Source organism: Streptomyces filamentosus (genome assembly GCF_014654895.1).
Lineage (GTDB): Bacteria > Actinomycetota > Actinomycetes > Streptomycetales > Streptomycetaceae > Streptomyces > Streptomyces filamentosus.
This window is the reverse complement of sequence record NZ_BNBE01000004.1, coordinates 672259-692994: the sequence shown is the minus strand read 5'-3', so window position 1 is coordinate 692994 and position 20736 is coordinate 672259. Positions and strand designations below refer to the sequence as shown.

Annotated in this window: 24 protein-coding genes; 19 read left to right on the top strand and 5 right to left on the bottom strand. The window is 74.2% G+C overall.

Going from position 1 to position 20736, the window contains the following annotated elements:
• Positions 1-34: 34 nt before the first annotated feature.
• Together IE326_RS36940 and IE326_RS36935 are read left to right on the top strand one after the other, a co-directional pair.
• Positions 35-265 carry an acyl carrier protein gene (locus tag IE326_RS36940; protein WP_150234228.1) on the top strand — a complete coding sequence of 77 codons (231 nt, stop codon included), beginning with the start codon at positions 35-37 and terminating at the stop codon, positions 263-265.
• Positions 262-900: a 4'-phosphopantetheinyl transferase family protein gene (locus IE326_RS36935; RefSeq protein ID WP_190044692.1), complete on the top strand. Its 639-nt coding sequence runs from the start codon at positions 262-264 to the stop codon at positions 898-900. Before IE326_RS36940 ends, IE326_RS36935 begins: the two co-directional genes overlap by 4 nt.
• 33 nt (positions 901-933) lie before the next feature.
• On the opposite strand, the gene IE326_RS36930 is transcribed toward IE326_RS36935, so the two are convergent.
• The gene (locus tag IE326_RS36930; RefSeq protein ID WP_190045035.1) at positions 934-3261 is read right to left on the bottom strand and encodes an ATP-binding cassette domain-containing protein; all 2328 of its coding nucleotides are present in this window, start codon (positions 3259-3261) and stop codon (positions 934-936) included.
• Positions 3262-3503: 242 nt separating this feature from the next.
• On the opposite strand from IE326_RS36930, the gene IE326_RS36925 reads away from it, so the two are divergent.
• Both IE326_RS36925 and IE326_RS36920 read left to right on the top strand, forming a co-directional pair.
• Entirely contained in the window at positions 3504-3797 is a 294-nt protein-coding gene (locus IE326_RS36925) for an ArsR/SmtB family transcription factor (protein ID WP_150234224.1), read from the top strand.
• Positions 3794-4180 carry a VOC family protein gene (locus IE326_RS36920; RefSeq protein ID WP_150234222.1) on the top strand — a complete coding sequence of 129 codons (387 nt, stop codon included), beginning with the start codon at positions 3794-3796 and terminating at the stop codon, positions 4178-4180. Before IE326_RS36925 ends, IE326_RS36920 begins: the two co-directional genes overlap by 4 nt.
• 19 nt (positions 4181-4199) lie before the next feature.
• Here the strand turns inward: IE326_RS36920 and IE326_RS36915 are convergent, their stop codons facing one another.
• Entirely contained in the window at positions 4200-4835 is a 636-nt protein-coding gene (locus IE326_RS36915) for a LysE family translocator (protein WP_190044691.1), read from the bottom strand.
• Between the two features lie 183 nt (positions 4836-5018).
• Between IE326_RS36915 and IE326_RS36910 the strand changes: the two genes are divergently transcribed.
• The 7 genes from IE326_RS36910 to IE326_RS36880 all read left to right on the top strand — a co-directional run bounded on the left by IE326_RS36910 (position 5019) and on the right by IE326_RS36880 (position 12028).
• Positions 5019-5783 (top strand): alpha/beta fold hydrolase, encoded by a 765-nt coding sequence (locus tag IE326_RS36910; protein ID WP_150234218.1) that lies wholly within the window; start codon positions 5019-5021, stop codon positions 5781-5783.
• A 212-nt stretch (positions 5784-5995) separates the two neighbouring features.
• Entirely contained in the window at positions 5996-7648 is a 1653-nt protein-coding gene (locus tag IE326_RS36905; protein WP_190044690.1) for a glycosyl hydrolase family 8, read from the top strand.
• A gap of 464 nt (positions 7649-8112) precedes the next feature.
• Positions 8113-8724, top strand: coding sequence for a hypothetical protein (locus IE326_RS41785; protein ID WP_308440359.1), 612 nt, complete (start codon positions 8113-8115; stop codon positions 8722-8724).
• Complete coding sequence (locus IE326_RS36895) at positions 8717-9772, top strand: polyprenyl synthetase family protein (protein ID WP_190044689.1); 1056 nt, start codon at positions 8717-8719, stop codon at positions 9770-9772. The genes IE326_RS41785 and IE326_RS36895 overlap by 8 nt, the downstream gene beginning before the upstream one ends.
• A 107-nt stretch (positions 9773-9879) precedes the next feature.
• Entirely contained in the window at positions 9880-11007 is a 1128-nt protein-coding gene (locus tag IE326_RS36890) for an oxygenase MpaB family protein (RefSeq protein WP_229915903.1), read from the top strand.
• Between the two features lie 98 nt (positions 11008-11105).
• Positions 11106-11528: an STAS domain-containing protein gene (locus IE326_RS36885; protein ID WP_150234211.1), complete on the top strand. Its 423-nt coding sequence runs from the start codon at positions 11106-11108 to the stop codon at positions 11526-11528.
• Positions 11525-12028, top strand: a complete 504-nt coding sequence (locus tag IE326_RS36880) for an ATP-binding protein (protein ID WP_229915837.1) — start codon at positions 11525-11527, stop codon at positions 12026-12028. Before IE326_RS36885 ends, IE326_RS36880 begins: the two co-directional genes overlap by 4 nt.
• Here IE326_RS36880 and IE326_RS36875 read toward each other — a convergent pair.
• Positions 11976-12908 carry a SigB/SigF/SigG family RNA polymerase sigma factor gene (locus IE326_RS36875; protein ID WP_190044687.1) on the bottom strand — a complete coding sequence of 311 codons (933 nt, stop codon included), beginning with the start codon at positions 12906-12908 and terminating at the stop codon, positions 11976-11978. The genes IE326_RS36880 and IE326_RS36875 overlap by 53 nt on opposite strands.
• Positions 12909-13070: 162 nt before the next feature.
• On the opposite strand from IE326_RS36875, the gene IE326_RS36870 reads away from it, so the two are divergent.
• From IE326_RS36870 to IE326_RS36860, 3 genes are all read left to right on the top strand, one after another.
• Positions 13071-13553: an ATP-binding protein gene (locus IE326_RS36870; protein WP_190044686.1), complete on the top strand. Its 483-nt coding sequence runs from the start codon at positions 13071-13073 to the stop codon at positions 13551-13553.
• A 61-nt stretch (positions 13554-13614) separates the two neighbouring features.
• Positions 13615-13962 carry a DUF3040 domain-containing protein gene (locus IE326_RS36865; RefSeq protein ID WP_190044685.1) on the top strand — a complete coding sequence of 116 codons (348 nt, stop codon included), beginning with the start codon at positions 13615-13617 and terminating at the stop codon, positions 13960-13962.
• A 21-nt stretch (positions 13963-13983) separates the two neighbouring features.
• The gene (locus IE326_RS36860) at positions 13984-14307 is read left to right on the top strand and encodes a plasmid stabilization protein (RefSeq protein ID WP_150234202.1); all 324 of its coding nucleotides are present in this window, start codon (positions 13984-13986) and stop codon (positions 14305-14307) included.
• Between the two features lie 39 nt (positions 14308-14346).
• Here IE326_RS36860 and IE326_RS36855 read toward each other — a convergent pair whose 3' ends face one another.
• On the bottom strand, positions 14347-15699 hold the full coding sequence (locus IE326_RS36855) for a carboxyl transferase domain-containing protein (RefSeq protein WP_190044684.1): 1353 nt from the start codon (positions 15697-15699) through the stop codon (positions 14347-14349).
• A 344-nt stretch (positions 15700-16043) separates the two neighbouring features.
• The gene (locus IE326_RS36850) at positions 16044-16502 is read right to left on the bottom strand and encodes a Crp/Fnr family transcriptional regulator (protein WP_150234198.1); all 459 of its coding nucleotides are present in this window, start codon (positions 16500-16502) and stop codon (positions 16044-16046) included.
• A gap of 152 nt (positions 16503-16654) precedes the next feature.
• Here IE326_RS36850 and IE326_RS36845 point away from each other — a divergent pair, with 152 nt between their 5' ends.
• The 5 genes from IE326_RS36845 (at position 16655) to IE326_RS36825 (ending at position 20707) form a co-directional block, all read left to right on the top strand.
• Positions 16655-17347 (top strand): alpha/beta hydrolase, encoded by a 693-nt coding sequence (locus IE326_RS36845; protein WP_190044683.1) that lies wholly within the window; start codon positions 16655-16657, stop codon positions 17345-17347.
• A gap of 122 nt (positions 17348-17469) precedes the next feature.
• Entirely contained in the window at positions 17470-18240 is a 771-nt protein-coding gene (locus IE326_RS36840; RefSeq protein WP_190044682.1) for an amino acid ABC transporter ATP-binding protein, read from the top strand.
• A gap of 28 nt (positions 18241-18268) precedes the next feature.
• Positions 18269-19111 carry a glutamate ABC transporter substrate-binding protein gene (locus IE326_RS36835; protein WP_190044681.1) on the top strand — a complete coding sequence of 281 codons (843 nt, stop codon included), beginning with the start codon at positions 18269-18271 and terminating at the stop codon, positions 19109-19111.
• A 10-nt stretch (positions 19112-19121) separates the two neighbouring features.
• On the top strand, positions 19122-19787 hold the full coding sequence (locus IE326_RS36830; protein WP_150234190.1) for an amino acid ABC transporter permease: 666 nt from the start codon (positions 19122-19124) through the stop codon (positions 19785-19787).
• On the top strand, positions 19784-20707 hold the full coding sequence (locus IE326_RS36825; protein WP_190044680.1) for an amino acid ABC transporter permease: 924 nt from the start codon (positions 19784-19786) through the stop codon (positions 20705-20707). Before IE326_RS36830 ends, IE326_RS36825 begins: the two co-directional genes overlap by 4 nt.
• The last annotated feature ends 29 nt before the right edge of the window (positions 20708-20736 follow it).

Genomic DNA, 20736 nt, shown 5'->3' with positions numbered 1-20736 from the left:
CGCATCCGCATCCGCACCGCAAGGAGAACCGCCCGTGGAACGTGTCGCCGCCTGGCTCCGCGAGAAGAACCCCGGCCTGGAAGGACCCATCGACCCCGACGAGGACCTGATCGAGGCCCGGCTCATCGACTCCATGGACTTCCTGGAGTTCATCGACCTCCTGGAGGACCTCTCCGGCACGTCGATCGACCTCCAGGAGGTCACCATCGACGACTTCCGCACCCTGGGCCGCGTCCAGGAGCGCTTCCTCACGCCCGCCGGGTGACCTCCGGAGCCTTCGCGGTCGTGGCCACCACCCGGGAGGTCCTGGACCGCCCCGGTCTCGGACCGCACCTCCTCGCCCCCTGGGAGCGCCGCCGCCTCGACGCCGTCCGCGTCCCGTCCCGCCGCGACGACGTCCTGGCGGCCCGCCTCCTGCTGAGGCTCTGCGCCGCCCGGCTCACCGGACGGCCCCCGGAGGCGGCCGGGCCCGCCCAGCACTGCCCGGAGTGCGGCCGGGACGGCCACGGCCGCCCCCGCCTCCCCGGCCACCCCGGTCTCGGCGTCAGCCTGAGCCACGCCGACGGCCTGGTCGCGGCGGCCGCGGGCCCGGGCCGGGTCGGCGTCGACGTGGAACCGGCCGCCCGCCGCCCCGGCCCCCTCCCCGTCCTGCGCCGCCTGCTCCCGGAGGCGGAGCTGCGGGAGGCGGCCCGGGATCCCGACCCGGGGCCGGCCCTCCTGCGCGCCTGGGTCCGGGCGGAGGCCCGCTTCAAGGCGGGCCCGCCGGTAGCGGAGCCCGTACTCCTCCTGGAGTGGACGGACCGCCCCCGCGCCGCCGTGGCGGCCCTGGCGGCCACCGCCCCGCCGGCCCTGCTGCCGCTCGCGGCGCTGCCCGGCGATGCGGCGCCCGCCACGGACTGACCGGGCGCCCGCACACCGCCCGCCCGGCAGGTGTCAGGCGCCCACGTACCGCGCCAGGTGCTCGCCGGTGAGGGTCGAGCGGGCGGCGACCAGTTCGGCCGGAGTGCCCTCGAAGACGATCTGGCCGCCGTCGTGACCGGCGCCGGGACCGAGGTCCACGATCCAGTCGGCGTGCGCCATCACCGCCTGGTGGTGCTCGACCACGATCACCGACTTCCCGGAGTCCACCAGCCGGTCGAGCAGGCCCAGGAGCTGCTCCACGTCGGCCAGGTGGAGGCCGGTGGTCGGCTCGTCCAGGACGTACACGCCGCCCTTGTCGCCCATGTGCGTGGCCAGCTTCAGCCGCTGCCGCTCGCCGCCGGAGAGGGTGGTGAGCGGCTGGCCCAGGGTGAGGTAGCCGAGGCCCACGTCCACCAGCCGCTCCAGGACGCGGTGGGCCGCCGGGGTGCGGGCCTCGCCCGCGCCGAAGTACTCCTCCGCCTCGGTCACCGACATCGCCAGGACCTCGCTGATGTCCCGCCCGCCGAGCTTGTACTCCAGCACCGAGGCCATGAACCGCCGGCCCTCGCACTCCTCGCAGGTGGTGGCCACGCCCGCCATCATCGCCAGGTCGGTGTACGTGACCCCGGCGCCGTTGCAGGTCGGGCAGGCGCCCTCCGAATTGGCGCTGAACAGCGCCGGCTTGACGCCGTTGGCCTTGGCGAAGGCCTTCCGGATCGGGTCCAGGAGCCCGGTGTACGTCGCGGGGTTGCTGCGCCGCGAGCCGCGGATCGGGGTCTGGTCGACCGAGACCACCCCGGCGTCCGCCGGGATCGACCCGTGCACCAGCGAGCTCTTGCCGGAACCGGCGACGCCGGTGATCACGGCGAGGACGCCGAGCGGGAGGTCGACGTCCACCTTCCGCAGGTTGTTGGCGGTCGCGCCGCGGATCGGCAGCACCCCGGCCGGCGTCCGGACCGCGTCCTTCACCGAGGCCCGGTCGTCCAGGTGCCGCCCGGTCACGGTGCCGCTGCCGCGCAGCCCGTCGAGCGTGCCCTCGTAGCAGATCGTGCCGCCGCCGGTGCCCGCCCCGGGCCCGAGGTCCACCACGTGGTCCGCGATCGCGATCGTCTCCGGCTTGTGCTCCACGACCAGGACCGTGTTGCCCTTGTCCCGCAGCCGCAGCAGGAGTTCGTTCATCCGCTGGATGTCGTGCGGGTGCAGACCGGCCGTCGGCTCGTCGAAGACGTAGGTGACGTCGGTGAGCGAGGACCCGAGGTGGCGGATCATCTTCACGCGCTGCGCCTCGCCGCCCGACAGGGTGCCCGCCGGGCGGTCCAGGGCCAGATAGCCGAGGCCGATCTCCACGAAGGAGTCCAGCGTGCCGCGCAGCGACGCGAGCAGCGGCGCCACCGAGGGGTCGTCGAGCCCGGCCACCCACGCGGCCAGGTCGCTGATCTGCATCGCGCAGGCGTCGGCGATGCTCACCCCGCCGATCTTCGAGGAGCGGGCGCCCTCGTTGAGCCGGGTGCCGTCGCAGTCCGGACAGACCTGGGTGGTGGTGGCCCGCTCCACGAAGGCGCGGATGTGCGGCTGGAGCGCCTCGACGTTCTTGGCCAGGAAGGACTTCTGGAGCTTGGGGATCAGGCCCTCGTACGTGACGTTGACCCCCTCGACCTTGACCCGGGTCGCCTCCTTGTACAGGAGCGTGTCCAGCTCCCGCGCGCCGTACTCTCGGATCGGCTTCGCCGGGTCCAGCAGGCCGGAGAGGCGGTACGTCCGCCCGTACCAGCTGTCCGCCGTGTACCCGGGGATGGTGAGCGCGCCCTCGTCGAGCGACTTGGTGTCGTCGTACAGCTGGGAGAGGTCGATGTCGGAGACCCGGCCCCGTCCCTCGCAACGGGGGCACATGCCGCCGGTGATGGAGAAGCTGGTCGCCTCCTTCACCTGCCGGCCGCCGCGCTCCACGGTGACCGCGCCCGCGCCGCTCACCGAGGGGATGTTGAAGGAGAAGGCGCGGGAGGAGCCGATGTGCGGGGTGCCGAGCCTGCTGAAGAGGATCCGCAGCATCGCGTTGGCGTCGGTGGCGGTGCCGACGGTGGAGCGCGGGTCGGACCCCATCCGCTGCTGGTCGACGATGATCGCCGTGGTCAGGCCGTCGAGCACGTCGACGTCGGGGCGCGCCAGCGTCGGCATGAAGCCCTGGACGAAGGCGCTGTACGTCTCGTTGATCAACCGCTGGGACTCGGCGGCGATCGTGTCGAAGACCAGCGAGCTCTTGCCGGATCCGGAGACCCCGGTGAAGACCGTCAGCCGGCGCTTGGGGATCTCGACGCTGACGTCCTTGAGGTTGTTCTCGCGCGCGCCGACCACCCGGATCATCTCGTGGCTGTCGGCGAGGTGCGGGCCGGACGGAGGCGTGCCGTCGTGCTGGGCCGTGCTCAAAGCGTTCTCCCTCGTCAGGGCGGGACCGGTGTCCGACCCACCTTAGGCGGGGGGTCCGACAACGGGCCCGCGCCGGACGGAGGAAGAGGCGGGAAGGGGCGGACCGGCGCCGGAGGGGGAGGGGGGCGGGTCGGCGCGCCCGCTTGATAGGCAAGCGGTGACTTGCCTATGGTGGCGGCATGGAAGGGGATCTGTTCAAGGCGCTGGCCGACCCGACGCGCCGGGTGATCCTCGACGAGCTGACCGCGCGCGACGGGCAGTCGCTCTTCGAGATCTGCGCCCGGCTGGCGACCCGGCACGGTCTCGCCCTCTCCCGGCAGGCGGTCAGCCAGCACCTCGCGGTGCTGGAGTCCGCCGGACTGGTCACGGCCCGCCGCGAGGGCCGCTACAAGTTCCACGACCTCGACCCCCGCCCCCTGGAGCACATCGTCACGCGATGGCTCACCCCCGCACCCCCCGAGGAAACCCCATGAGGATCAACCTGACCAGCGTCTTCGTCGACGACCAGGAGAAGGCGCTCCGCTTCTACACCGAGGTGCTCGGCTTCGCGGCCAAGCACGACGTCCCGCTCGGCGAGGACCGCTGGATCACCGTCGTCTCGCCGGAGGACCCGGAGGGCACCGAACTGCTCCTGGAGCCCTCCGGCCACCCGGCCGTCCCGCCGTACAAGGCGGCCCTGGTGGCCGACGGCATCCCGGCGGCCTCCTTCGCGGTCGACGACGTGCGCGCCGAGCACGCCCGCCTGGCCGGTCTCGGCGTCCGCTTCACCCAGCCGCCCGTGGAGATGGGCCCCGTCACCACCGCCGTCCTCGACGACACCTGCGGCAACCTCGTCCAGCTCGCCGAGTACAAGTAGCGCCGGGCCCCGCCGTCCGTCAGTCGCTCACCGCGAGGCGGACCGCGAAGGCGCCGATCACCGTCCCCGTGACCCGGTCGAGGATTCGGCGCGCGCGGGCGCCCCGCAGCCACGTGCCGAGGGCGCTCGCGGAGGCGATCAGGACCGTCGACCAGATCATCCCGAGGACGACGTGCACGGAGGTCAGCGCGAGCCCCATCGTGAAGTGCGGGGCCCCGGCCGGGATGAACTGCGGCAGGACGGCGACGTAGAAGACGCCCACCTTGGGGTTGAGCAGGTTCGTCAGGGTGCCCTGCCGCCAGCCGCCCGCGAGGGTGTCGGCGCCGCCGACCTCCACCTCGGCGCCGGACCCGGCACGGTCGCCCCGGAAGGTCGAGGCGAGCATCCGCCCGGCCATCCAGAGCAGGTAGGCGGCGCCCGCCCAGCGGAGGACCTCGTACGCGAGGTGCGAGGCGGTCAGCAGGGCCGTCACGCCGAGCGAGGTCAGCGCGCCCCAGATCAGGGTGCCGGTCTGGATGCCGAGAACGACGCCCCAGGCGCGGGTGCGGCGGCCGAGCGCGGCCGTGCGGAGGATGAGGGCCGTGTCGAGGCCCGGGGTGAGGGTGAGGAGTCCCACGACGAGCGCGAAGGACCAGAGTGCGGTGCTCGATGCCATGGAAGGCCACCGTAGCGCAGCCGCCCCACCGCCGGCCGCGCCCCCTCTCCGTCCGCGTCCGTTTCCTCTCCGTCCGCCTCCGTCCCCGGTCTCCCCCTCCGTTCCGCCCCCGCCCCGCCTCCTCCTCCCGGCTTCTTCCCGGCCGCGCTCCGGGTCCGGCGCGCCCGTTCATAGGGTGGCCGCATGAGAGAACTGTTCCTGAAGGGCCGGCAGGCGTACCTGCGGTGGATCGACCTGCCCGGCGACGGGCCCGTACGGGTCTTCGTCCACGGCCTCGGCTGCACCGCCGCCTCCGACTTCGCGCACATCGCCGCCCGCCCCGAACTGGCCGGCGGCCGCGCCCTCCTGGTGGACCTGCTCGGGCACGGACTGAGCGACCGGCCCGCCGACTTCGACTACCGCCCCGAGGGGCAGGCCGAGGCGGTGGCCGAGCTCCTCGACCACCTCGACCTGACCGGCGTCCACCTCGTCGGCCACTCCATGGGCGGCACCGTCGCCATCCACCTGGCGGCGGCCCGGCCCGACCGGGTGGCCCGGCTGGTGGTCGCCGAGCCCAACCTGTACGCGGGCGGAGGCGCGTTCAGCAGGCCGATGGCGAGCAGGCCGGAGGAGGACTTCGTCCGGTACGGCTTCGCGCGGATGCTGGCCGTCACGGACCGGGCCGACTACGCGGCGCGGCTGCGGATCGCCGACCCCCGGGCCGTGCACCGCAGCGCGGTCGCGCTCGTCGCGGGCGGCGACCCGGAGGCCGGCGACGTGCTGGCGGGGCTCACGCTGCCCCGGGCGTTCCTCGTGGGGGAGAAGAGCCTGCCGGACCGGGCGGCGGAGCAGGCGGCGGCGATGGGCGTCCCCGTCCTGGAGGTGCCCGCCGCCGGCCACAACATGATGCTCGACAACCCGGACGGCTTCACCGCGGCCCTCGCCGAGGCCCTGACGCTCCCTCACTGAGCTTCCCCCGGACCGTCCTCCGTCACGTCCTTCACCGCGCCTTCCGCCGCCGTTCTCCTCGCCGTCCCCGGCGAACGGACGGAATGCGCCACGCCCGACGGGCCCCGCCGCAGAGGTCTTGCGCGGGGCCCCCGTCCTTCCCTACGCTCGGCGCGCCGATAGTTAGGAACGTTTCCTAACGAGCGATTGACCCCAAGAGAATGGGAGTTGTCATGCGCCGACGAAGCGTCATCCCGCTCGGACTCGCCGCTCTGCTGGCCCTGCCCCTCACGGTCCTGCCGGGGGCCGAGGCCGAGGCCGCCGACGGCCTCGTCTCCGCGGGCAGGCCCACCGCCTCCTCGTCCGTGGAGGGCTCGGGCTTCGAGCCGGCCCTCGCCGTGGACGGCAGCGCCGCCACCCGCTGGGCCAGCCAGGAGGGCGTCGACCCGCAGTGGCTCCGGATCGACCTCGGCTCGAACCACACCCTCTCCCGGGTCAAGCTCAACTGGGAGGCCGCCTACGCGAAGACGTACCGGATCCAGACCTCTGCGGACGGTTCCACCTGGACCGACGTCTACTCGACCACGACCGGCGACGGCGCCGTCGACGACCTGACGCTCTCCGGCAGCGGCCGGTACGTCCGCATGTACGGCACCGGCCGGGGCACCCCGTACGGCTACTCGCTCTGGGAGTTCGAGGTCTACGGCGCCCCGACCGGCACGGGCGGCGGCACCGGACCCGCCGTGCCCTTCGGCAGCCACCTCAAGCCCTACGCCGCCGGCACGATCAAGCCCTCTGGCTCCCAGGCGACCCTCGACCAGAAGGTGGTCGACTACTACAACCGCTGGAAGGCCGCCTTCGTCCGGCAGAACTGCGGCAACGGCTGGTACCAGGTCATCTCGCCCGACGCCGACCACCCCTACGTCGCCGAGGCCCAGGGCTACGGCATGGTCATCGCCGCCACCATGGCGGGCGCCGACCCCGACGCCAAGAAGATCTTCGACGGCCTGGTCAAGTGGAAGATCGACCACCCCTCCTCGATCAACCCCGACCTCCTCGCCGCCGAGCAGGACGTCAACTGTCGCAGCGTCAACGGCGGCGACGGCGCCACCGACGGCGACATGGACGTGGCCTACGGCCTGCTCCTCGCCGACAAGCAGTGGGGCAGCGCCGGCACGTACAACTACAAGGCGCTCGCCCTCAAGCACATCGCCGCCATCAAGAAGGACGAGGTGAACCCCACCACCAAGCTCCTCAAGCTCGGCGACTGGACCAGCTCGGGCGACCAGTACTACTGGCTCTCCCGCACCTCGGACTGGATGGTCGACCACTTCCGCGCCTTCCGGGCCGCCTCCGGCGACACCACCTGGGACGCCGTCCGCACCGCCCACCAGACGCAGATCGCGAACCTCCAGTCCGGCTACGCCTCCGGCACCGGCCTGCTCCCCGACTTCGTGGTGGACACCAACACCAGCCCCAAGCCGGCGCCCGGCCAGGTCCTGGAGGACCCCAACGACGGCCAGTACTGGTGGAACGCCTGCCGCACCCCCTGGCGCATCGCCGACGACGCCGTCACCAGCGGTGACGCCAAGTCCCTCGCCGCGGCCCGCAAGCTGAACGGCTGGATCAAGACGAAGACCGGCGGCGACCCCAACAAGATCGTCAACGGCTACAAGCTGAACGGCACCGCGCTCTCGGCCGACGGCGACGCCGCCTTCTTCGCGCCCTTCGCCGTCGCCGCCATGACCGACTCCGGCAGCCAGGCGTGGCTCGACGCCCTCTGGAACAAGATGGTCGCCACCCCGATCGGCACCGACAGCTACTTCTCCGCGAGCATCCAGCTCCAGGTGATGATCACGGTCTCCGGCAACCACTGGGTGCCGTAGGGAGGTTCCGGACCGCCCCTCGGGCGCCGGCTCCTTCCTGGGACCGGCGCGGAGGTCCGCCCGCCGGACGGGGGACCGCACCGCTTCCCCGTGCGTAGTGGACCTGCGCGGTCCGCGGCGCCCGGAGAGCTCGCGCACGACCCGGCCGGAACCGGCCGGGTCGGTGGCGCCGGGTGCTCCTCGTCGGAGCAGAGGCGGAACCGCGCGCCGGAGGGGGAAACGCGCGCCGGAGGGGAGATCGTCCGGGGACGCGGGCCGTGCGGGGCCGATCGTCCGGCGGAGGGCGTGCGGTTCACGGGGGAGCGCGAAGTTCGGGAAGGGGTGCGGAGGCGTCCGGAGGGAACTCCCTCCCATGATCACCCGAACGAGTGAGCGGACCGCCGGGGCGTCCCGGCCGTGGTCCATGCTGGCCCGGTACGCGCCCCGAGCGGGCGCCCCGCCTCCCGCCCCAGGAGCCCGCCGGCATGACAGACCGCACGACCCCAGGCGAACGCCCCGAGGAGCGGGCCCTGTTGCTCGTCGCCGGGCTCGCCGACCTCGTCGTCGACTCGATCGGCACCGCCGCCGGATCGCTCCGCTCCCTCCTCGGCCGCGCCGACTCCGCCGACCTCGCCCAGGAGGCCGCCGCCGACCTCCGCGCCCGCGGCCGGCTCGCCCTCGACCGCCTCGCCCCCGGCCAGGACGGCCCCGGCGGCCCGCCCCACATGGAGGCCCTGGCCCGCGCCGCCCTCGCCCGCCGCTCCGCCACGGCGGAAGCCGACCCTCTGACGCAGGCCGGTGCCGCGACGCAGGCCGGTGCCGCGACGCACGCCGACCCGTCGACGCACGCCGGTGCCCCAGCGGACACCGCCCCGTCGACGCACGCCGGTGCCGCGGCGGAAGCCGATGCCGTGACGCACGCCGACCCGGCGAGTCGCACCGCCCCCACGGCGCACCCCGCCCCCACGGCGCACCCCGCCCCCACGGCGCACCCCGTCCCTCCGGCGCACCCCGCCCCGCCGACACCCCCCGCCCCCGCGCCGGATTCCCCCGCCCCGGCGGCCCCCCGTGTCGTGACGGACCCCGCCGGTGAGTGACGTCTGGGTGCCGGAGGCGTTCAAGGCCCGCACCGACGCCGTCCTCGCCGGTTTCCTCGACGAGGAGGCCGCCGAGCTCCTCGCCGTCGACGAGGCGCTCGACCCGCTCGCCGAGGCCCTCCGGGCCGCCGCCCGCCACGGGAAACGGCTCCGCGCCGCCTTCTGCTACTGGGGCTGGCGCGCCGCCGGGCAGCCCGACAGCGACGCCCTGATGCGGGCCGCCGCCGCCATGGAGCTGGTCCACGCCGCAGCGGTCGTCCACGACGACCTCATCGACGACAGCCCCCTCCGGCACGGCCGCCCCACCGCCCACCACGCCTTCGCGGCACTGCCGCACCCCCGCCGGGGGCCTCGCGCGACGGGCCGCGCGCTCGCGCTGCTCCTCGGGGACCACCTGATGGCGCTCGCCGGCCGGCTCTACGCCGAGTCCGGACTGCCCGCCGCGTACCTCTCCCGGGGCCGTCCCCTCTGGGCCGCCCTCGCCCGCGAACTCGTCGCCGGCGAGGCCCTGGAGATCCTGCACACCGGCGGGCCCCCGGACACCGGCACCTCCCTCAAGGTCGTCCGCTACAAGACCGCCAAGTACACCGTCGAGCACCCCCTCCTCCTCGGCGGGCTCCTCGCCGGCGCCCCCGCCGCGCTGCGCGAGGGCTTCTCCCGCTACGGGCTGCCGCTCGGCGAGGCGTTCCAGCTCAGGGACGACCTCCTCGGCCTCTTCGGCGACCCCGCCCGCACCGGCAAGGCGCCCCTCGACGACCTCCGCGCCGGCCGGCCCACCGTGCTGCTCGCCGAGACCTGGCGCGCCGCGGGACCCGCCCAGCGGGAACTGCTCCGCCGGGTCCTCGGCGGGGACGGACCGGCGGACGACGACGCGCTGCGGGAGGTGCGCGCCCTCATGGCCGGCCTCGGCGCGCCCGCCCGGGTCGAGCGGATGATCGCAGGCCGCGTCGAGGAGGCCGTCCGCACCCTCGACGAACTCGGCCTGCCCGCCGCCGCCCACCGCGCCCTCACGGACCTGGCCCACCGCGCGGCCGTCCGCCACCACTGACCGCTGGAGCGCCCTTCGTGACCACGCCCCCCGCCGCCCCGCCCGCCGGACCCGGCACCCCTCCGGCCGCCGCCCCGCCCCCGTACACCGAGGCGTCCCTCGACGCCCTGCGCCACCACGGCGACCCGCTCGCCGACGCCGTCGTCGCCACCCTCTTCGAGCGCGGCGAGGTCGGCCTCTTCAACTCCCTCATGCGGTACGTCTCCGTCTCCGGGCAGGAACTCCCCGCCGGGCTCCCCGAGGTGGCCCGCGAGTACCTGGAGGCGACGGCCGTCCCGCCCGCCTGGGTGGACTGGAACGAGATGGAGAGGGCCCGGCTCTTCTTCACCGACAACAACGTCCACATCAACACCGCCCTCTCCTTCGCCTCCATGCCCGCCTGTTACGTCGTCCCCCCGGTGGCCCGGCTGCTCTCCGCCACCCACGGACTGCACTACCCGAGCAAACGCATGGCGGAGACCGGCCAGTTCACCACCTACCTCATGCGGCCCGACGCCTTCGAGGCCGGCGGCCGGTTCGTGCCCGCCGCGCAGAAGGTCCGCCTCCTGCACGCCTCCATCCGCCACCACCTGGTCCGCGCGGACCGCTGGGACGCCGCCGCCGAAGGGGTGCCGATCTGCCAGGAGGACATGATCGGCGGGCAGATGTTCTTCTCGATGCTCGTCCTCGACAGCCTCCACCGGCTCGGCGTCCACATGTCCGTCGAAGGCGCCGAGGCGTACTTCTACGCCTGGCGGGTGGTCGGTGCGATCCTCGGCGTCGACCAGACCGCCGTGCCGAAGGACCTCGACGAGGCCCGGGCCTTCCTCGACCTGTACCTGCTGCGGCACATGGGCCCCTCGGAGGAGGGCGTCGTGCTGACCCGGCAGCTGATCGAGCTGTACGAGGAGGTCGTCCCCGGCACCCTCTTCGACCCGGTCGTCTCCGCCCTGATCCGCCACCTCGTCGGCGACACCTGCGGCGACTGGCTGGGCGTGCCGCGCAGCCGCTGGGACACGGCGGTGAAGGCGCTGCCCGCGCTGCTCGGCGTCCTGGAGTCGGTGGAGGACGCCTCGCCGTTCGCCGCCTGGGCCCTCGACCGGCTCGGTCACCTCACCTCGGTCTTCGAGCTGTCCGCCCTCACCCGGGGCCGGGTCATGCACTACGCCGTCCCCGAGCACCTCAGGAAGGAGTACGGCGTCGGCACGGGCGTCTCCCGCAAGCACCGCTGGACCCCGCCCCCCTCCTCCGTGTGAGCCCCCGGGCCGGGCCCCCGCGGACTTCCGCCCTCCTCGCAGAGCGGAGCGGGGCGCTCTGACCCAAAATGGACTCACCCGGCGAAGGCGAGGTGCGCATGGACAGGGACCCGGGAACGTCCGGGGAGGGGCCGCCGCCCGGTCGGCGCGACCGGTTCACGGTGCGGGTCGAACCCGCCTGGGGCACGGAGACCGTCGTGGTCGCCCCCGTGGGGGAACTCGACCACGACACGGTCGAGCCGCTGCGCACCGCCCTGGAGAAGCACGGGGAGGCGCCCCGGATCGTCGTCGACTGCTCCGGGCTCGACTTCTGCGATTCCACCGGTCTGAACCTGCTGCTCAGGGCCCGTGCCCGGGCGGTGGAGACCGGCGGGGAGCTGGACCTGGCCGGGCTGCGGCCCCCGGTGGACCGGATGTTCGAGATCACCGGTGCCTTCCGCGTCTTCCGGGTATACGCCGACGTACAGGAGGCCCTGGCCGCCGACGGGACGGGCGGCGCCCGCCCCGGGGACCGGGCGTGACGGGCCCGCCGGCCGTGCGGGAGGACGGGATGGCCCAGGACGACGGAGGTCCGGCGCAGATCCGGCGGCTCCTGCTCCACGGCAGCGCCGGAGCGGTCTCCCGCTGCCGCGACTTCACCGCCAGGGCCCTCGCCGACTGGGGCTGGACCCCCGCGGGGGACCCCCTGACCCGCGAGCGCGCCGACGACGTCCTGCTGATGGTCTCGGAGGTGGTCACCAACGCCTGCCTGCACGGCGGCGGCCCGGAGGAGTTCGTGCTCCGGCACGCGGACGGGCTGCTGCGGGTCGAGGTGTCCGACCGGAACCCCGAGCACCCGCACCGGATGGCGCCCCGCTCGCCCGCCCTGCCCGGCGGCCACGGCCTGATGGTGCTGGACCGCCTGGCGAGCGACTGGGGTTCCGCCGACCGGGGCCCGGGGGTGCCGGGCAAGGTGGTGTGGCTGGAGGTCAGCCGGCCGTCTCCTCCGCCGTGGAGCCGTCCTCCAGCAGACCGTCCCTGAGCTCGCCCAGGATCCGGGCGAGGAGCCGGGAGACGTGCATCTGGGAGAGGCCCACCCGCAGGCCGATCTCGGCCTGGGTCAGCTCCTCGCCGAAGCGCAGGGAGAGGATCAGCCGGTCGCGCTCGTCGAGCCGGTCGAGCAGCGGCCGCAGCGAGTCGAGATCTTCGATCAGCTCGTAGGCGGGTTCGTCGACGGCGGTGTGGCGGCCGGTGGTGCCGCGCGGGGCGCGTTCGTCGTCCTCGCCGCCGCCGACGGGGGCGTCAAGGGAGTGGGCGGTGTAGGCGTGGGAGGCGAGCTCGCCCTCGGCGACCTCCTCCTCGGTCAGGTCGAGCCGCTCGGCCAGCTCGGCCCGGTGCGGCCGGTGCCCGGCCTGCTGCTCCAGGGCGTCGGACGCCTTGGCGAGGTCGATCCGCAGCTCCTGGAGGCGGCGCGGCACCCGCACGGCCCAGCCGGTGTCCCGGAAGAACCGCTTCATCTCGCCGACGATCGTCGGCAGCGCGAAGGCGGAGAACTCGACGCCCCGGTCCGGGTCGAAGCGGTCGATCGCCTTGATCAGCCCGATGGTGCCCACCTGGACGATGTCCTCGGTCGGCTCGGGACGCCCCCGGAAGCGCCGGGCGCCGAACTTCACCAGGCTCAGGTTCAGCTCCACCAGAGTGTTCCGCACGTACGCGTGCTCCGGGGTGCCCTTGTCGAGCGCCCGGAGCCGGGCGAAGAGCGCCACGGAGAGGGTGCGGGCGTCATCGGTGGAGGCCGCGAGGGGGTTCTCCGGCTCCGGCAGGCCGTCCAGCGCCCGGAGCCGCACGGCGGCGGACGCGGGGAGACCGCGGGGCGTGGGGGCCCGCGCGGGGGAACGGTATGCGGCTCGTCCGATGGCCATGACCCTTCTTTCGACGGTTCCGGTGGGCCGGCTCCGCGATCGGAGCAGAATGCGGGTGTCACGGTCCCTCGGTTGAGCGTCCTCAAGGAAAGAGTTCCCCTTTTGTCGTTTTTGACCCGTTTGTTCATGTTTTTTTCTCCGGACCCGGGTCAGGAGCAGGCCATGGCGGCAGAAGAGCGGACCCGCACGGCGGACTCCCGGCGGTACGTCCTCGGCGGAGGGCCGGGCACGGCCGGCGCCTTCCGCGACCTCTGCGCGCGGGCGGTCGCGGACTGGTACGGACCGCTCACCCCGGCGGCCAGGACGGCCGCCGGCGACGTGCTGCTGCTCGTCACCGAACTGGTCGCCCACGCGGTGCGGCGCGGGGGAGTCCCGTACGAGCTCCGCCTCGACCGGTCCGTGGACGGCGTCTGGATCCAGGTCACCGACACCGTCTCCGCCGGCCCCTGCCCGGCGTCCCGGCACGACCCGGGCCGGGCCTCGGGGCACGGCCTCTACCTGGTCCAGCGGCTCGCCGCGGCCTGGGGCTGGGTGCCGCGCGAGCGGGGCCGGACGGTCTGGTGCGAGGTGGCCTTCCCGCCGCCGCCCCGGACCGCCGCACCGGCCGCCGCGTCTCGCCCGTCTGAAGCCGCCCGGGCCGGGTAGCCGCCCCGGAGGACGACCCCGCCGCCCGGCGGGGGACCAGGAGACGGAGGAGGTGGCCGCGATGGAAGAGACCCGGCTCTCCGCGTACGAGCGGCGCGTACTGGCCGAGATCGAGGAGGACCTCGGCGCCGACACCGGCCTCGCCCGCCGGATGGCCGGACACCGGCCCTCCCTCCGGCCGCCGCGCCCGCGGCCCACGTGGCTCCGTGCCACGGCCGCCGCGGCGCTCGGGGCCGTGACGCTCTCCCTGCTCGTCCTCGCGGTGGCGACCTCGTCCCCCGGCCTGGTCTGGGGCTTCGCCGCCGCCTGGGTGGTCACCCTGCTCCTGCTGCTGCGCCTGGTGGTCCGCTGGGCCCGCCGGCACGCGGCAGGACCGGCCGCACCGCCCGACGATCCCACCCACCACTGACCCGACCGAGAGGAGCCCGCGATGCCCCGCGGATCGAACGCCAAGCGCGAGCGGCAGTACGAGCACATCAAGGAGAGCGCCCTGGACCGGGGCGAGAGCCGCGAGCGCGCCGAGGAGATCGCCGCCCGCACCGTCAACAAGGAACGGGCCCGGGCGGGCGAGTCGAAGACGGCGAGCAAGAGCTCCCTGGAGGACATGTCCTCCGCGCGGCGCGGCGGGAAGCGCTCGCACAGCGGAGCCGAGGGCCCGACCTACGACCAGCTCTACGCCGAGGCCAAGCGCCGCAACCTGCACGGCAGGTCGACGATGAACAAGGCCGAGCTCAAGCGGAAACTCGGCCACTGAAGCGGGTGGAGTCCCTGAGCCCCGGCCACCCCCGGGTGCTCAGGCCCCCGCGCCGTCCGGCCGCGCGCCGACCACGCCCCGTACGGCCCCGAGGGCGACCAGGTCCTCCGGGCTCGGACGCAGCCGGTCGGCCAGGTCGTCCGCCTCCTCGGGAGGCCGCTTCAGGATCCCGGTGGCCAGCTCGGGCGCGATGACGGAGAAGTACGCGTCCGGGGTGGCCCAGGTGTTCCCGGGCGCCGCGAGGGCCAGCGCCCCGCCCGAACCGCCCTCCCCGATGAGCAGGGAGGTCACCGGCACCCGCGCCTCGGCCACCGCCCCGAACAGCTCCGCGATGGCCGGCCCGGCGCCCGCCCGCTCCGCCTCCGCGTCGTTGGCCGCGCCCGGCGTGTCGATCAGGGTCAGCACCGGGACGCCGAGCCGGCCCGCGAGCCGCACCAGCCGGGCGGCGGTGCGGAAACCGGCCGGCCGGGTCGCCGTCCCGCACTGCGCGGCGTAGGCGGCCGTACGCCCGTCCGGCAGCCGGCCGAAGCCACAGCGCATCCCCGGGTCCGTGCCGCCCGCGCGGTCGCCGGAGAGCTCCGCCCGCTCGGTGAACACCTCGGCGAGGTACCGGTCCGCCCGGGGGCGCTCCGGCCGGCGGGCCCGCGCGACGGCCTCCCGGCCGCTCGCCGAGGGAGCGGTGCCGCCGAGCGCGTACGGCGGCGGGACCGGACCCTCGGCGGGCCGCGTGAGCAGCCCCAGCCAGCGGCCCAGCACCGCCCGCAGCTCCTCGGGCCGGACGACGGCGTCCACGTGCCCGTGGGCGAGCTGCGACCCGGCGGTGTACGCGGCCGGGTCGGCGTCCGCGGGCCGGACCCGGGAGCCCGCGAAGCCGACCTGCGCGCCCGGCAGCGCGAGGACCACGTCGGAACCCGCCCCCAGGGTCGCCCAGCCGCCGCCGGTCGTCGGATCGCGCAGCACCGCGAGCTGCGGCAGCCCGGCGGCCCGGGTGCGCGCCGACTCCCCGGCCAGCCGCTGGAGCTGGAGCAGCGCCCGCATCCCCTCCTGCATCCGGCTGCCGCCGGTCGCCAGGAGGACGGTCACCGGCAGCCGGTGCTCCCGGGCGTGGGCGTGGGCCGCCGCCACCCGGGCGCCGGTCTCCTCGCCGATGGAACCGCCGAGGAAACCGAACTCGAAGGAGACGAGGACCGTCCGCACGCCCCCCACCGCGCCGGTGCCGCAGACCACCGACTCGGCCTCGCCCGAGCGGGTGGCCGCCGCCGCGCGGGCCCGGTCGTAGCCGGTCCAGCCGAGCGGCCCGTCACCGCCCGACGGCTCCCCGGCGAAGGGGAGTTCGGCGAAGTCGTCCGTGACGAGGGCCAGGGCCTCGCGCGCGTCCGCAGGTGCTGTCATCGGGGGCCTCCCGCCCGTCGCCCAGGTCCCGTCACCGTACCCCCGGGCGGCCCGCGGGAAGGGGCCCGCGCCCCCGGTGCGGCGGAGATCACCTCACGGCCCGCCGGGGCCCGGGACGCGCGACCGGGCGAGGGCGAGCGCCCGCCGAACGGCCGCCGGGGCCGCGCGGGGACCGGTGACCGTTCGGCGCGGAGCCCGGGTCGGACCGGACCGTGCGGGCTCCTCGGGCGGGGTGCGGCGGTGCGGGGCGGGGCGCGGCGGTGCGGGGCGCGGCGGTGCGGGACGGCGCGCCCGGACCGTACGGCCCCGCCGCGCGAGGGCGACGTCCGTGCGGCGGGCGGCCCTCAGGCCATGATCCCGCTGCCGTGCGGGGCGTACAGGTCGAGCAGCCGCACCCGGGTCACCTGGAGCCGGTGCGCCAGGATCGATCCCACCCAGAAGAACACCGCCGACCCGAACTCGCGGTCCGAGTGGCACATCGCGCGCACCGCCGTCGCGTCGAACTCGTGCGCCCGCACGGGCGTCATGGCCTCCGCCCCCGACTGGCACAGATACGGCGGGAACAGCCAGGACAGACCGACCAGCTCGCCGTGGCGCAGGGTCTCGATCACCGGCGCCCCCCGCCCCGGCACCTTCGCGTCCAGGTTCACCGCGCCCGTCTTCACGATCCAGAACCGGTCCGCGTGCTGCTGCTCCTCGAAGAGCCGGTCCCCGGACTCGAAGAAGACGTCCTCGGCGAAGGCCATCAGCCGCTCGCGGTGCTCCGCGGGCAGGCTGCCGACCTTGGGTGCGGCACTCCTCATGGCGGACCCTCCTCCGTCGTGGGTACGTCTCCGCTCCCAGTCTCCGTCCACCGCGCCCGGCCCGCAGTCCGCGCGGGTGCGCCCCCGCCCCGCGGGCCGTAGCGTCGGCCGGGGCGGGGGCACACATCCACCAGCGAGAACGGCAGCGCGCCATGGCAGACAAGCCCACCATCGTCCTCGTCCACGGCTTCTGGGGCGGCGCCGCCCACTGGGCGAACGTCGTCGTCGAGCTGCACAGGCGCGGCCACGACAGGATCCGGGCCGTCGAGAACCCCCTCACCTCCCTCGGGGACGACGCCGAACGCACCCGCAAGATGATCGGGCAGGCGGACGGTCCCGTCGTCCTCGTCGGCCACTCGTACGGCGGCGCGGTCATCACCGAGGCCGGCGACCTCCCGAACGTCAAGGCCCTCGTCTACGTCGCGGCCTTCGCCCCGGACGCCGGCGAGAGCCCCGGCCGGCTCAGCGAGGAGATGCCCCCGGCCGCCTTCGAGAACATCGCGCCCGACTCCGACGGCTACCTGTGGATCAGGCCCGAGAAGTTCCGCGAGAGCTTCGCCCAGGACCTGGGCGCGGACGAGGCCCTCGTCATGGCCGTCACCCAGAAGGCGCCCCTCGGCTCCACCTTCGGCGACGCCGTCACCGCCCCCGCCTGGCGGGCCAAGCCCTCCTGGTACCAGGTCTCCACCGAGGACCGCATGATCCACCCGGACAACGAGCGCCGCATGGCCGCCCGGATGAACCCCCGGAAGACGATCGAGCTCGACGCCTCCCACGCCTCCCTCGCCTCCCGGCCCCGGGAGGTCTGCGACCTGATCGACCTCGCCGTGCGCGAGACCTCCTGAACCCGGCCCCCGGGGCGGTACGGGCCCTGCCCCGCACCGCCCCGGCGTGCGTCCGGGCGGCGCGGGGCGGAGCATGAGACGGAGGAGGAACGGCCGAAGGGGATGCGAGCCAGGAGGGTGACATGCCCGTCCCGGAAGGGCCCGCCCCGGAGGGCGGCGACGCGCTCGTCGTCCTGAGCCGGGTCGACAAGCACTTCGGGTCCCTGCACGTCCTCCGGGCCGTCGACCTCACGGTCCACCGCGGCGAGGTCGTCGTCGTCATCGGCCCCTCCGGCTCCGGGAAGTCCACCCTCTGCCGGGCGATCAACCGCCTGGAGACCATCGACGGCGGCGAGATCCGCTTCGACGGCCGACCGCTGCCCGCCGAGGGCAGGGAACTGGCCCGGCTCCGCGCCGACGTCGGCATGGTCTTCCAGTCCTTCGACCTCTTCGCCCACAAGACCGTCCTGGACAACGTCACCCTGGGCCAGATCAAGGTCCGCGGGAAGGACCGGAAGAGCGCCGGGGCACGCGCCCGCGAACTCCTCGGCCGGGTCGGCGTCGCCGCCCAGGCCGACAAGTACCCGGCTCAGCTCTCCGGCGGCCAGCAGCAGCGCGTCGCCATCGCGCGCGCCCTCGCCATGGACCCCAAGGTGATGCTCTTCGACGAACCGACCTCCGCCCTCGACCCCGAGATGATCAACGAGGTCCTGGAGGTCATGCGGCATCTCGCCCGCGACGGCATGACCATGGTCGTCGTCACCCACGAGATGGGCTTCGCCCGCTCCGCCGCCCACCAGGTCGTCTTCATGGCCGACGGCCGGATCGTCGAACAGGCCGCCCCCGAGGACTTCTTCGGCAACCCGCGCAGCGACCGCGCCAGGGACTTCCTCTCCAAGATCCTCCACCACTGATCCCACCGAGCCCCCACGGGGTGATCACATGAACCCGCTCAGGACCACCAGGGCCCTCGTCGCCTCCGCCACCGCCGTCGTCCTCGCCCTCGGCTCCGCCTCGCTCGCCCGCGCCGCCGTGCCCGCCGACCACTCCGACGACGGCCGGATCACCATCGGCATCAAGTTCGACCAGCCCGGCATCGGCCTCAAGACCCCCGACGGCACCTACACCGGCTTCGACGTCGACGTGGCCACCTACGTCGCGAAACAGCTCGGCCACGACCCGTCCGACATCGTGTGGAAGGAGGCCAAGAGCGCCGACCGGGAGGCCATGCTCCAGCGCGGCGACGTCGACTTCATCGCCGCCTCCTACTCCATCAACGACGAACGGGCGAAGAAGGTCGACTTCGCCGGCCCCTACCTCCTCGCCCACCAGGACGTGCTGATCCGCGCCGACGACGAGTCCATCAAGAAGCCCTCCGACCTGAACGACAAGAAGCTCTGCTCCGTCACCGGCTCCACCTCCGCGCAGAACGTCAAGGAGAAGATCGCCCCCGACGCCCAGCTCCAGGAGTACGGCGGCTACTCCGAATGCCTGACCGGCCTGGAGAACGGCGTCATCGACGCCCTCACCACCGACGACTCGATCCTCGCCGGCTACGCCGCCCAGGACGAGTTCAAGGGCGAGTTCAAGCTCGGCGGCTTCGAACTGAGCAACGAGAACTACGGCATCGGCGTCCAGAAGGGCAGCGACCTCAAGGACAGGATCAACACCGCCCTGGAGAAGATGGTCGCCGACGGCTCCTGGCAGGCCGCCGTCGACAAGAACTTCGGCCCGGCCGGCTACCGGAACGAACCCGCCCCGAAGATCGGCGTCGTCGTCGAGTGAGCCGGCCGCCGTGTTCGACTTCCTCGAAGGCTACGACCTCCTGGGCGCCTTCTGGGTGACGGTCCAGCTCACCTTCTGGTCCGCCCTCGGCTCCCTGCTCTGGGGGACGCTGCTGGCCGCCATGCGCGTCGGCCCCGTCCCCCTCATGCGGGGCTTCGCCTCCGCCTACGTCGGCATCGTCCGCAACATCCCCCTCACCGTCATCATCGTCTTCACCTCCCTCGGCCTCTTCCAGACCCTGGGCATCAGCCTCGGCGCCGACCGCTTCACCACCATCAACTTCCGGCTCGCCGTCCTCGGCCTCACCGCCTACACCAGCGCCTTCGTCTGCGAGGCCCTGCGCTCCGGCATCAACACCGTCCCCCTCGGCCAGGTCGAGGCCGCCCGCGCCCTCGGCCTCAGCTTCCCCCAGACCCTGCGGCTCATCGTGCTCCCGCAGGCCTTCCGCTCCGTCGTCGGCCCCCTCGCCAACGTCCTCATCGCCCTCACCAAGAACACCACCGTCGCCGCCGCCATCGGCGTCGCCGAAGCCGCCCTGCTCATGCGGGAGATGATCGAGAACGAGGCCCAGCTGATCCTCATCTCCGCGATCTTCGCCTTCGGCTTCCTCTGCCTCACCCTCCCCACCGGCCTCCTCCTCGGGCGGCTCGCCAGGAAAGCGGCGGTCAAGCGGTGAGGCGCGCCACCGGGGACGAGCCCGCCACCGTCCTCTACGACGTCCCCGGCCCCCGCGCCCGCCGCCGCAACCTGCTGTGGACCCTGCTCTTCCTGCTCGCCCTCGGCGCCGTCGTCTGGTGGGTGACCGCCGGACTCGCCGCCAAGGACCAGCTGACCGCCGACAAGTGGAAACCCTTCTTCACCGACGCCCGGGTCTGGGAGACCTACCTCCTGCCCGCCCTCAGGAACACCGTCGTCGCCGCCGCCCTCGCCATGGTCCTCGCCCTCCCGCTCGGCGCCCTCCTCGGCATCGCCCGCCTCTCCGACCACCGCCTCCCACGGGCCGCCGCCGGCGCCGTCGTCGAGTTCTTCCGCGCGATCCCCGTCCTCATCCTGATGCTCTTCGCCAACGCCGCCTACGCCGAGTTCACCGCCGTCGGCCCCGAGACCCGCCCCCTGTACGCCGTCGTCACCGGCCTCGTCCTCTACAACGCCTCCGTCCTCGCCGAGGTCGTCCGCGCCGGCATCCTCGCCCTTCCCGCAGGCCAGACCGACGCCGCCAAGGCCATCGGCATGCGCAAGGGCCAGACCATGGCGTACGTCCTCCTGCCCCAGTCCGTCACCGCCATGCTGCCCGCCCTCGTCAGCCAGCTCGTCGTCATCGTCAAGGACACCGCCCTCGGCGGCGCCATGCTCGGCTTCGCCGAACTCCTCGCCTCCGTCCGCCCCATGAGCGCCAACTACGGCGCCAACACCATCGCCTGCTTCACCGTCGTCGCCGTCCTCTTCGTCCTCCTCAACCTCGCCCTCACCACCCTCGCCTCCCGGCTCGAACGCCGGCTGCGCCGCGGCCGGAGGTCCACCGGAGCCGTCGTCGGCGCCGACGCCGTCGAGGACCTCGCCGCCCCCGGACCCGACGCACCCCCCGGCCGGGACTGACCGGGCACCCGGCCCCCGCGGCCGGGAAG